At 77.8% G+C, this 11,277-nt stretch carries 11 protein-coding genes; 4 read left to right on the forward strand and 7 right to left on the reverse strand.

Annotated elements, in window-relative coordinates; translation table 11 throughout:
- Positions 1–9: 9 nt before the first annotated feature.
- Positions 10–558, forward strand: coding sequence for an RNA 2',3'-cyclic phosphodiesterase (thpR, locus tag ACUN9U_RS17835; protein WP_445486342.1), 549 nt, complete (start codon positions 10–12; stop codon positions 556–558).
- Positions 559–642: 84 nt separating this feature from the next.
- Here the strand turns inward: thpR and ACUN9U_RS17840 are convergent, their stop codons facing one another.
- The 3 genes from ACUN9U_RS17840 to ACUN9U_RS17850 are packed head-to-tail and all read right to left on the reverse strand — an operon-like array spanning position 643 to position 3,309.
- Positions 643–1,608 (reverse strand): ABC transporter ATP-binding protein, encoded by a 966-nt coding sequence (locus ACUN9U_RS17840; protein ID WP_445486343.1) that lies wholly within the window; start codon positions 1,606–1,608, stop codon positions 643–645.
- Positions 1,605–2,450: an ABC transporter permease gene (locus ACUN9U_RS17845; protein ID WP_445486344.1), complete on the reverse strand. Its 846-nt coding sequence runs from the start codon at positions 2,448–2,450 to the stop codon at positions 1,605–1,607. Before ACUN9U_RS17845 ends, ACUN9U_RS17840 begins: the two co-directional genes overlap by 4 nt.
- Positions 2,443–3,309 (reverse strand): ABC transporter permease, encoded by an 867-nt coding sequence (locus ACUN9U_RS17850; protein WP_445486345.1) that lies wholly within the window; start codon positions 3,307–3,309, stop codon positions 2,443–2,445. Before ACUN9U_RS17850 ends, ACUN9U_RS17845 begins: the two co-directional genes overlap by 8 nt.
- A 180-nt stretch (positions 3,310–3,489) precedes the next feature.
- Here ACUN9U_RS17850 and ACUN9U_RS17855 point away from each other — a divergent pair, with 180 nt between their 5' ends.
- Positions 3,490–3,825, forward strand: a complete 336-nt coding sequence (locus tag ACUN9U_RS17855) for a hypothetical protein (protein WP_445486346.1) — start codon at positions 3,490–3,492, stop codon at positions 3,823–3,825.
- 79 nt (positions 3,826–3,904) lie between these two features.
- Positions 3,905–4,801 (forward strand): membrane protein insertase YidC, encoded by an 897-nt coding sequence (gene yidC / locus ACUN9U_RS17860; protein ID WP_445486347.1) that lies wholly within the window; start codon positions 3,905–3,907, stop codon positions 4,799–4,801.
- A gap of 352 nt (positions 4,802–5,153) precedes the next feature.
- On the opposite strand, the gene ACUN9U_RS17865 is transcribed toward yidC, so the two are convergent.
- The 4 genes from ACUN9U_RS17865 to ACUN9U_RS17880 all read right to left on the reverse strand — a co-directional run bounded on the left by ACUN9U_RS17865 (position 5,154) and on the right by ACUN9U_RS17880 (position 10,448).
- Positions 5,154–6,644, reverse strand: coding sequence for an NAD-dependent succinate-semialdehyde dehydrogenase (locus ACUN9U_RS17865; RefSeq protein WP_445486348.1), 1,491 nt, complete (start codon positions 6,642–6,644; stop codon positions 5,154–5,156).
- Between the two features lie 227 nt (positions 6,645–6,871).
- Positions 6,872–7,597: a YoaK family protein gene (locus ACUN9U_RS17870; protein WP_445486349.1), complete on the reverse strand. Its 726-nt coding sequence runs from the start codon at positions 7,595–7,597 to the stop codon at positions 6,872–6,874.
- An 8-nt stretch (positions 7,598–7,605) separates the two neighbouring features.
- The gene (locus tag ACUN9U_RS17875; protein ID WP_445486350.1) at positions 7,606–8,781 is read right to left on the reverse strand and encodes a benzoate/H(+) symporter BenE family transporter; all 1,176 of its coding nucleotides are present in this window, start codon (positions 8,779–8,781) and stop codon (positions 7,606–7,608) included.
- Between the two features lie 197 nt (positions 8,782–8,978).
- Positions 8,979–10,448: an aminotransferase-like domain-containing protein gene (locus tag ACUN9U_RS17880; protein WP_445486351.1), complete on the reverse strand. Its 1,470-nt coding sequence runs from the start codon at positions 10,446–10,448 to the stop codon at positions 8,979–8,981.
- Positions 10,449–10,508: 60 nt separating this feature from the next.
- Here ACUN9U_RS17880 and yczE point away from each other — a divergent pair, with 60 nt between their 5' ends.
- Entirely contained in the window at positions 10,509–11,207 is a 699-nt protein-coding gene (gene yczE / locus ACUN9U_RS17885) for a membrane protein YczE (RefSeq protein ID WP_445486352.1), read from the forward strand.
- Positions 11,208–11,277 lie beyond the last annotated feature (70 nt).

Below are 11,277 nucleotides of genomic sequence, written 5' to 3' on the forward strand. Positions count from 1 at the left end.
GTGGTGACGGTGCGCCTCTTCGTCTCCCTGGAGCCTCCGCCGGAGGCGCTGCAGCCGGTGGCCGACGCCGTCACCGAGCTCGGCGAGGTGGCCGGGGTGCGGTGGTCACCGCCGTCCCGGTGGCACGTCACGCTCGCCTTCCTCGGTGAGGTCGACGACGACGCCGTCCCCGCGCTCGTGCCGCCGCTGCGCTCCGCAGCAGCGGCGGCCGCGCCGGTGCGCCTGCGGCTGGCCGGCGCGGGCTGCTTCGGCACCAGCGTGCTGTGGGCGGGGGTCGCCGGGGACGTCGAGCGGCTGGCGGCCCTGGCCGGAGCCGTGGCCGCTGCGGCGCGGGCGGCCGGCGTGCGGCTCGAGGAGCGCGCCTACCGGCCGCACGTGACGCTGGCCCGCGCGGCCGGTCGCGGCGGGGCGGGGGCGCTGGGGCCGCTGGCCGACCAGCTGTCGGGCCTGCGAGGGCCGACGTGGACGGCCGCCGAGGCGCGGCTGGTGCGCAGCCACCGCTCCGACGGCCGCTACGAGGTGCTGCAGCGCCTGCCCCTCGCCCACCCCTCCCCGTGATCATGGTCCCCCGCACGCGGGAGGTACCCCCGGATCGGCCACCCCGGGTGGCCGATCGCCCATGATCACGGAGGGGGAGGGGGGTCAGCGGCCGCGGGAGAGGTAGACCCTGCGGACGACGTCCTCGACGTCGGGCTCCTCCACCGACAGGTCGCGCACCTCCACGCGCTCGCTCACCGCTGACAGCACGGCGGCGGCCGTGGTGGCCTCGTCGTCGAACGCGAGCCGCTGGCGCAGCCCCCCGCCCTCGCTGCCGAGGTGCTCCGCGTGCGGCACCCCGTGCAGGTCCGCGGCCGGCGCCGCCAGGTCCACCACGAGCACCCGGCGCGCCCCGACGGTCCGCGAGAGGCCCGCCAGCGACCCGTCGTAGGCCAGGCGGCCGCGGTCGACGAGGAGCACCCGCTCGCACAGGCGCGACACGTCGCCCATGTCGTGGGTGGTCAGCAGCAGCGTGGTGCCGTGGGAGGCGCGCTCGGCGAGGAGGAACTCCCGCAGCCGCTGCTTGCTCAGCACGTCCAGGCCGATGGTCGGCTCGTCGAGCACCAGCAGCGCGGGGGAGTGCAGCAGAGCCGCGGCGACCTCCCCGCGCATCCGCTGGCCTAGGGAGAGCTGCCGCACGGGGGTGGCCAGGAAGGAGCCGAGCTCCAGGCGCTCCACCAGCTCCGCCGTCCGCTCCCGCTCGCGCGCGGCGCCCAGCCCGTGCACCGCGGCGAGGATGCGGTAGGACTCCGCCAGCGGCAGGTCCCACCACAGCTGCGAGCGCTGCCCGAAGACCACGCCGAGCCGGCGGGCCAGCTCGCGGCGCTGCCGCACCGGCGCGAGGCCGCAGGTGAGCACCGTCCCCGACGACGGCACGAGGATGCCGGCGAGCATCTTGATCGTCGTCGACTTGCCCGCGCCGTTGGCCCCGATGTAGCCCACCGACTCACCGGCCCCGATGCTCACCGTGAGGTCGTCGACGGCGGTCACCTCGCGCCGCCCGAGCACCCCGGACCGCACGCGGAACCTCCGCGTCAGCCCCTCCACCTGCACGGCCGCCGTCGTCGTCATCCCCCGCCCCCCTGGTAGTGCCGCACCCCGCAGCGCCAGGCCAGCAGCGCCACCGCCCACGTCCACACCGCCGCGAGCGGTGCGAGCCACCCCAGCCACGACGGCAGCCAGTCCGTGCCGGGCAGCCCCAGCAGCGCCACCACCGGCAGGTAGGCCGTGAAGGCGATCGGGACGGCGAAGCCGAACAGCGCCACCAGGGGCTTCGCCCACACCGAGGCCGGCTGGGTGGCGGCGTACCGGCCGCCGTAGACGACGGCGTTGGTCATCTCCGCGGCGTCGACGAGGAAGAACTGCACCCCGGCCGCGGCCACGAACACGCCCGCGAACGTCACGGCGCTGGTGACCAGGACGACGACGAGGAACGCCACCACCAGCGGTGACCACGCGATGTCGTTGACCGCGAGGCCGACGCCCAGCGCGGTCAGCCCCACGCCGATCCGCGTGACGCGGCGCAGGCTGATCTCGCTGGTCACCAGCTGCGCGAGCAGCGGCTGCGGGCGCAGGTAGAAGACGTCCAGGGTGCCCGCGCGCAGGTAGCGGGGCAGGGTGTCGACGTGGCCGACGACGAGGTCGGCGGTGCTGAACGCCGTGTCGGCGATGCCGAACACCAGCAGGACGGCGGCCAGGTCGAGGCCGCCGAGGGCGTCGACGGAGCGGTAGAGCACCCACACCTCGGCGAGCTCGACCAGGCCGATGAGCACCGAGCTGGCCAGGTCCAGCGCGAAGCTGCCGCGGTAGCTGGTCTGGGCGCGCACCCGGCTGGCGAGCACCGCGCGGTAGGGGCGCCACCGGGCGGCCCAGCCGCTCGCGACGGCGGGGGCGCGGTCGAGCAGGTCAGCCACCCTGCACCTCCAGGCGGCGGCGTCCGGCGCGGGTGAGCAGGTGGCCGAGCACGAAGACGGCGGCCACCCACGCCACCTGCAGCGCCACGGCGCCCACGGCCGCGGCGCCGGTGGCGCGCCCGGAGAGGACGTCGATCGGCACCTGCAGCAGCGAGGGGAAGGGCGTCGCCGCGGCGAGCGCGTACAGCCAGCCCGGGAAGAGCGTGATCGGCACGAAGAGCCCGGCGAGGAAGCCCGACACGATCATGTAGAGCACCTGCAGGCCGCGGGTCTCGACGGTCCAGAAGCCGCTGGCGGCGACGAGGTAGACCAGCAGGTGGGAGAGCAGCACCGCCAGGAGCACGCTGAGCACGCCCAGGGCGAGGGTGGTCGGGCCGGTGGGCAGGCGCATGCCGCCGACGAGCAGGCCGAGCGCCACGACCGGCAGGCCGCGCGGCAGCAGCTGGAACAGCGCCCGGCCCACCTCCTGCGCCGTGGTGGCGGTCTGCACGTCGACGGGACGCAGCAGGTCGACGGCGACGCTGCCGTCCTTCACGCGGTCGGCGAGGTCGGTGCGCCCGAAGAGGTTCACCGACCCGAGCAGCGCCTGGCTGAGCCAGGCGTAGGCGACGATCGCCGCCTCGTCGTACCCGGCCAGCTCGCCGCCGCCGGCTGCCACAGCCGCGGTGAGCACGCTGACCTTGAGGAAGCCGAAGGTCGTGTTGGCCACCAGGCCGCCCAGGGCCGCACCGCGGTAGGTGGCACCCCGGCGCCAGCCGGAGGCCAGCAGGCGCGCGTGGACGCGGAACCAGGTGGCGGCGCCGGACCGGTGGGCGTCCTGCTCCGGGGCTGCCGGCGCTGGCCGCCCGTCGTGACGCACGGTCGCAGGAACTTACTCGCGCCGCCGCGGCTGCGCCAGGCCCTCGCCCCAGCCGGGGTGCGCAGCGCCCATGATCACGGTGGTCGTGGGCGCTGTGCACACCTTCCGTCCGTGATCATGGGCGTCCGCCACCCTGCGGGAAGGTTGCGCTGGCGGCGGCGCCGGCCCCACAGTGGGCGGGTGAACGAGCGGCGGAGCGCGGTGCGGCGGCTCGTCGTCGCGCTCGCAGTGCTCCTGGGGCCGCTGCTCGTGCTCGGGCCGCAGCTGGCCGGCACGCACGCGGTGGCGGGTGGCGCCCTGGTCGCTGCCGTCCTGGCGGGGTCGGCGCTGGCCGCGGGCCTCGCGGTGGCGAGCGCGCTCGCCGTCCTGCTCCTCACCGCCCCACCGCGCGCGCCCGCCGCGGTGCGCTGGCAGGCGGACGTCGTCGTCCGCCTCGACGACAGGCCGGGACGCCCCGGCCGCACGCGCTCACGGGCACCCGGCGCGGGGACCTCCCCGCGCCGCCTCGCCCGCTGACAGCCGCTCCGACGGCTCGCCCGGCGACCCGGCGCGGGGACCCGCGTCCCCGTCCGGTCCCGTCGTCTGGAGCGTCCGCATGCCCTCGTCCTGGTCCCTGCTCAACCCCCTCGCCTGGCTGGAGACCGCGGTCTCCGGCGTGCTCGTCGCGGCGCACGCGCTGCTCGGCGGGCTCGGGCTCGACCCCGCCTCCGGCGGCGCCTGGGTCGGCGCCGTCGTCGTCCTCGTGGTGGTGGTCCGCCTCGCGCTGCTGCCGCTGGTGCTGCGGCAGGTCCGCGCGTCCCACCGGCTGGCGCGGATCGCCCCCCGGCTGCGCGCCCTGCAGCGCCGCTACTCCCGTCCTGCCGGACCCGGCGGGCGCCAGCAGCTGACCCGCGACCCGGCCGAGCTGGCCCGCTGGCGCGCCGAGCAGAAGGCGCTGCACGCCGAGGCCGGGGCCTCGCCGCTGTCCTTCCTGCCGGTGCTGCTGCAGCTGCCGGTGGTGGTCGCGCTGGCGCGCGTGCTCGACGGCGCCGCGCGCGGGCACGCGGTCGGGCTGCTGACCCCGCTGCTCGCGGCCCAGGCCGGGGCGGCGACGGTCGCCGGTGCGCCGCTGTCCGGCTCGCTGCTCGGCGGCGGCGCGGGGGCGGTGCTGGCGGTGGCGCTCGTCGTCGTCGTCGCGGTGGCCACCTGGCTGACGACGCACCTGCAGCTCACCCGCGGCACGGCCCCGGAGGCGCTGGAGGGGCCGCTCGGGCAGGCGCAGCGGCTCACCGTCTGGGTGGTGCCGCTGGCCATGGCGGCCACCAGTGCCGCCGTGCCCCTGGGGCTGCTCGTGTACTGGGCCAGCTCGGCGGTCTGGTCCCTGGGCCAGGGCGCTGCGCTGCTGCGCCGGCTGCCGGCGCCGGGCACGCCCGCGGCTGCGGCGCGGGAGCGGCGCCTGGCCGCTCGCCGGCGTCCCGCCGGACGTGCAGAGGTCGGCTCACACGGCCTCTGAGGCGCCTCCAGCGGACTTCTGCACGCGGCCGCCGCCCGCTCGAGGTGCTCCTCACGGCTCGGGCGCTCGCCGTCCTGCCGTCCACGGCCGGCGCGCCAGCCGCCCACGCGGTGGCCGCGGTGACCAGCGCCGTCGTCTGCGCCGCGCTGGTCGCGGTCGCGACGGCTCAGCTGCGGGCGCTGCCGGCGCGGGGGGGTGACCGCCGACGTGCAGAGGTCCGCCGAGCGCACCGCGCAGGTGCTCGCGGCGGACCTCTGCACGTCCGGCGTCACGGAGCCGGGTGGCGGACGCCCATGATCACGGCGGGGTGGTGTCCGGGGAGCGCGTGATCACGGACGGAGGGGTGGGGCGGTCAGGCCCAGGGGTCGGCGATGCCCGCGTAGAGCGTCTCGAGGTACTCCTCGATGCCCTCCTCGCCGCCCTCGCGGCCCAGGCCCGACTGCTTCACCCCGCCGAACGGGGCCGCCGGGTTGGAGATGACGCCGGAGTTGATGCCGAGCATCCCCGTCTCCAGCCGCTCGGTCAGGCGCAGCGCCCGCGCCGTGGACGCCGTGAACGCGTAGGCGATCAACCCGAACTCGGTGTCGTTGGCCAGGGCGACCGCCTCGTCCTCGGTCTCGAACGTCGTCACGGGGGCGACGGGCCCGAAGATCTCCTCCTTGAGCAGCCGCGAGCCGAGCGGGACGTCGGCCAGCACGGTGGGGGAGAAGAAGTAGCCGGGCCCCTCCACGCGGCCGCCGCCGGTGAGCACCTTCGCGCCGCGGGAGACGGCGTCGTCGACGAGGTCGGCGATCTTGGCGCGGCCCTTCTCGTTGATGATCGGGCCCACCTGAGCGCCCTCCTCGGTGCCGCGCGCCACCTTCATCCCGCCGATGCGCGCCGCCAGCTTCGCGGAGAACGCCTCCGCCACGGAGGAGTGCACGTAGAAGCGGTTGGCCGAGGTGCACGCCTCCCCGCCGTTGCGCATCTTCGCCAGCAGCGCGCCCTCGACGGCGGCGTCGAGGTCGGCGTCCTCGAAGACGAGGAACGGGGCGTTGCCGCCCAGCTCCATCGACGTCCGCAGCACCTGCTCGGAGGCCTGCTTGAGCAGCGTCTTGCCCACCGGGGTGGAGCCCGTGAAGGACAGCTTGCGCAGGCGCGGATCGGCGATGAGCGGCCCGGTCACGTCACCGGCCTTCGTGCACGGGATGACGTTGACCACGCCGTCCGGCAGCCCCGCGTCGAGGAGGACCTGCGCGAACAGCAGCGCCGTCAGCGGCGTCTCCGCCGCCGGCTTGAGGACCACGGTGCAGCCCGCCGCCAGCGCCGGCGCGATCTTGCGGGTGGCCATGGCCAGGGGGAAGTTCCACGGCGTGATGAACAGGCACGGGCCCACCGGCTTCTTCACCACGAGCAGGCGCTGCTTGCCGTCCGGGGCGGGCAGGTAGCGCCCGGCCACGTGCGCGGCCTGCTCCGAGCTCCACCGGAGGAACTCGCCGCCGTAGGCCACCTCCCCGCGCGCCTCGGCCACGGACTTGCCCATCTCCAGGGTCATGAGCAGGGCGAGGTCGTCGGCGCGGGCGGTGACGGCGTCGAAGGCGCGGCGCAGCAGCTCGGCCCGCTCGCGCGGCGCGGTGCGGCCCCAGGAGGCCTGCGCGGCGACGGCGGCGTCGAGCGCGGCGGCGCCGTCCTGGACCGACGCGTCGGCGACGGTGGTGAGCACGGCGCCGGTGGCCGGGTCCTCCACGTCGAAGCGCTCGCCGGTGGACGCGGGCACCCAGCGCCCGCCGATGAGGAGGTCGGTCGGGACGCTCGCGACGAGCGCCTCCTCCCGGCCCTGCTGCGTGGACGTGTCGGTGGTCATGCTCCCGATCCTCCTCCCGCGCTCGGGGCGCCGTTCACGGGCCCGTCGACGACCGGCGCCTCGCGCACCGCGCGGCCCTCCGCCGGGGCGTCCCCGGCCCCGTCGACGCCCTCGGGCGCGGTCCGCGAGGAGACCAGCGGGGTGGGACGCGGGGCCGCGCAGCCCGGTCGGGTGAGGTGGGCCGTGGTCGTGGGGGCGTGGTCGTGGGCCAGGGTCGTGGGCGCGGGTCAGGCCGCGGCGGGGGCCGCCCGCCGGGCGCGGCGAGCCGCCACCAGCACGGACACCCCCACGACGGCGAGGACGGCCGCCGTCAGCCCGATCGCCGCCCACAGGTGCCAGCGCAGCAGCACCGCGCCGACCAGCGCTCCGAGGAGCATCGAGGCCACCGCGCCCCCGCGGCGCAGGGCGGAGCGGGCGCCGGCGGTGCGCGAGCCCCAGCGGTGCTCGGCGGCCAGGCCGGCGAGGGTGCTGGTGACCACCACGGTGGTGACGTCGGGGACGCCCACGCGGCGGGCGGCGATGGCCTGGGCGCCCATGGCCGCCGCGGTCGTCACCGTCACGGCGTCCAGGAGGCCCGGCGTGATGCTCACCAGCGCGACCAGCAGCGCCGTGCCGCCGACCACGAGCGCCGCGACGAGCAGGGTCCAGCCGACCAGCGGGTCGGCGCCGCCGCGGGCGGGCCTGCCGCGCGCCACGCGCCCCAGCACCGCGGCGCCCGCCAGGAAGCCGCCCAGCGCCAGCGCCGAGCGCAGGAGCACGACGCCGTCGCGGTCCACCAGCCCGATCCCCAGGAAGATCACGTTGCCGGTCATGTTGGCCGTGAAGACCCCGTCCAGGCCGATGTAGGTGGCCGCGTCGAGCACGCCGGTGCTGAGGGTGAGCAGCAGCAGCAGGAGCACGTGCAGGGCGGGCGCGGTGGCGCTCGAGGCGCTGCGGGTGGTGGGAGGGGGCACGGGGGTCCTCAGGGGGCGGGGCGGTGGCGCGGGCGCAGCCAGGCGTAGCAGACCGCCCCGGCCACCAGGCCCCACACCGCGCTGCCCACGCCCGCCACGTTCACACCGCTGGCCACCACCAGCAGGGCGAGGACGGCGGCGGTGCGGTGCTCGGCGGGCTCGGTGGTGTCGACGGCGGAGGCCAGCCCGCCCAGGAAGGCGCCCAGCAGGGCCAGGCCCGCCACGGCCTGCACGAGCAGCGGCGGCGCCGAGGAGACCAGCGCTGCGGCCGCGGCCGAGAGCAGCGCGAGGCCGAGGTAGGCGACCCCACCGGTGACGGCGGCGGGCCAGCGGCGGCGGGTGTCGGGGTGGACCTCCGGGCCGGCCATGATGGCCGCCGACAGCGCGGCGAGGTTGAGCGCGTGCGCGCCGAAGGGCGCCCCGAGCACCGTGGCGGCGCCGGAGCCGACCAGCGCGGTGCGCGCGGGCGGGTCGGGGTAGCCGGCGCCGCGCAGCACCGCCAGGCCCGGCACGTTCTGGCTGGCCATGGTCACCAGGTACAGCGGCACGCCGATGCTCACCAGCACCAGCGGGTCGAGCTGCGGGGTGGTCCAGACCAGCACCGGCGCCCAGCCCGGCCCGCCGGCCGCTGCGGCCGACGCCGCGCCCGCACCGCGCTCCAGGACGACGGTGAGCGCCAGCGCCACGACCAGGGCCGCGGGCACGGCCCACGACGGCGCGAGGCGCCGCAGCACCAGCCACACCAGCACGACGGCGCCGCCGGCCAGCGGCTCGCGGGCCACCGCCGTCACCGGGGACAGGCACAGCGGGAGCAGCACCCCGGCCAGCAGCGCTCCGGACAGGGGCGCCGGCACGCGCGTGACCAGGCGCGACAGCGCCGGCCAGGCGCCGGTGAGCACCACGAGCGCGCCGCACAGCACGAAGGCGCCGACGGCCTCGGGGAAGGTCGCGCCACCTGCGCCGGCCGCCACCAGCACGGCGGCTCCCGGCGTCGACCATGCGAAGGACACGGGCATCCGGCTGCGCCAGGAGATCGCGATGGCGAGCACGCCCTGCAGCGCGCACAGCGCGACCAGGCCCGAGGCCGCCTGCGCCGGGCTGGCGCCGACCGCGGCCAGGCCGGTCAGGACGACGGTGAAGGAGCTGGCGTACCCGGTGACCGCGCCGACCACGCCGGCCGCCACCTGCCGCCCGACCCCCTCGCGCCCCCTCCCCCCTCGCAGCCGGGCGCCCGGTTGCGCTCCGGAGGCGGTCTGGGACCGCAGCCGAGCGCCCGGCTGCGGTCCGGAGGGGCCCGTGAACCGCAACGAGGCGCTCGGCTGCGAGGGAGAGGGGGTCGGGGGAGGAGACGAGGCGCCTGGTCGGGGCTCGGGTGGGGTGCTCACGCGGTCCACCGCGCTGGGGTGCGCGTGGTCGGGGCGCTGGCCACGGCCCGCGCCCGCGCCTCCCGCAGCACCGCCACCAGAGCTGGCGCCTCCTCGGGCGCCACGGTCAGCGGCAGGCGGAGCCACCGGTCGCCCGTGCCGTCCACGGTGAAGCGAGGCCCGGGCACCAGGCGCACCCCGAGGTCGAGGGCGTGGGCGACCAGCTGCGTCGCGCTGGGGGTCGGCAGCCCCACCCACAGCACCAGCCCGGCCTGCGCCGGCCTCACCGTCCAGTCCGGCACCCCGGCCGCGAGCGCGCGCTGCAGCCCGGCGCGCCGCGTCGCCAGCAGCGCCCGCCGCTCCGCGAGCAGCTCCGGGGCGCGCTCGAGCAGGTGCACCGCCACCAGCTGGTCCAGCACGGGGGAGGTGATGTCCAGCCCCGCGCGCACCTGCGCCAGCCGCGAGACCAGCTCCGGCGACGCCCGCACCCACCCCACGCGCAGCCCCGCCCAGAAGCTCTTGCTCAGCGACCCCAGCGTGACGACCTCCTCACCCCGGCGCGGCTCCGCCAGCGCCGCGAGCGGGGTGCGCGCCAGCTCCGGCGCCACCAGGTCGGCGAAGGTCTCGTCCACGGCGACCACCGGTCCGCCGCCCGCGCCGCTCCCGCCGACCGCGCCTCCGCTGCCCGAGAGGGCCGCCAGCAGGGCGGCGCGCTGGTCGTCGTCCTGCACCAGTCCCGTCGGGTTCTGCGCGTCGGGCGTGACGTGGGCCAGCACCGCCTGCGCGGCCGCCCGCAGGGCCGCGGGGGAGGAGGGCAGCTCCCAGCCCGCCTCGCCCACCGGCAGCGCCACCGGGCGCACGTGGTGCGCCCTGACCGCGTCGACGACGGCGGGGTAGGTCGGCTGCTCCACCAGCGCCCGCTGGCCCGGGCGCGCGAGCGCCCGCAGCAGCAGGTTCCACCCCTGCAGCGCCCCGCTGGTGATGAGCACCTGCTCCGCCGTCGTGGGCAGGCCGCGGGCGGTGAGGTGGCGCGCGACGGCGCCGCGCAGCACCGGCAGGCCGAAGGCGTGCATCCCGTGGTGGGCCAGCTGCAGCGGCAGGTCCGCGCCCGCGGCGGTCACGGCCTCGAGCACCGCGGCGGGCGCGGGCAGCGCGGCCATCGTCAGGTCGAGCACGCCCTCCGGCTCGCGGGGGTCGCCGGGGTCGACGTCGGGGCGCTCCGGGGGGCTGGCGGGCAGCGCCACGCGGCTGCCCGCCCCGTGCGCGCTGCGCAGGTAGCCCTCGGACCTCAGGACGTCGTAGGCGGCGCTGACGGTGGTGCGGCTGACGCCGAGCGCCGCGGCCAGCGCGCGCTCGCTGGGCACGCGGGCGCCCACGGGCAGCCGCCCGTCCAGGGCGAGGCCGCGCACGCCGTCGGCGACGGCGGTGTACGCGGCGCCCGCGCCGAGCCACGGGGCGAGCAGGGTGGAGAGGCGACCGGGGTCCACCCGGCCATCGTGGCGGACTTGGCCCTGTCGCGGCAGGGCCAAGTGCACGACAGTGGCCGGGTGCCCACCTCCCGCCAGCGCGCCCTGGGCCGCGCCGCCTCGCGCGTCCTGCTGCCCGTCGTCCCCGACCGGCGGCCGCTGCGCGTGCTCGTCCTGGCCGTGGGCCTGGCCGCCTACGGCGCCAGCATCGCCCTGATGCTGCGCTCGGACCTGGGCGTCATGCCGTGGAGCGTGCTCGACCAGGGCCTGTCGCGGACCTTCGGCGGGCAGGTCGGCACGTGGTCGATCCTCACCGGCGTCGTCGTCCTGCTGTGCTGGGTCCCGCTGCGGCAGCGCCCGGGCGTCGGCACGCTGGCCAACGTCGTCCTCGTGGGCCTGTCGATCAACGCCACCCTCGCCGTGGTCCCGGCCGGCGCGGGCGAGCCCGCCGCGGCCGCCTGGGCGCTGCTGCTCGCCGGCGTCGTCCTCAACGCCCTGGCCACGGGCGTCTACGTCGGGGCCGGCCTCGGCCCGGGCCCGCGCGACGGGCTCAGCATCGGGCTGGCCGCCAAGGGCCTGCCGCTGCGCGTGGCGCGCACCGGCGTGGAGCTGCTGGTGCTGGGCGTCGGCTTCGCGCTCGGCGGCACCGTCGGCTGGGGCACCCTCGTGTACGCCCTGGCCATCGGCCCGCTGGTGCACCGCACCATCCCGGCCTTCCGCCTGCGCACGCCGGCCGAGCGCGCCGCCAGCGCCGGCCCGGCCGCCGCTGCCGCTCGCTGACGCCGCCGCCCCTCCTCGCCGCCGGGGGGGCCGGGGGGGCGGGCCCCCCCACCCCGCCGGCCGCCCCCGC

It is taken from the genome of Quadrisphaera sp. KR29 (assembly GCF_052644995.1).

What these genes read in the sequence shown, in the direction of transcription:
- ACUN9U_RS17840 (WP_445486343.1), bottom strand. Translation starts at nt 1,608, where the DNA reads ATGACGACGACGGCGGCCGTGCAGGTGGAGGGGCTGACGCGGAGGTTC.
- yidC (WP_445486347.1), top strand. Translation starts at nt 3,905, where the DNA reads ATGCCCTCGTCCTGGTCCCTGCTCAACCCCCTCGCCTGGCTGGAGACC.
- ACUN9U_RS17865 (WP_445486348.1), bottom strand. Translation starts at nt 6,644, where the DNA reads ATGACCACCGACACGTCCACGCAGCAGGGCCGGGAGGAGGCGCTCGTC.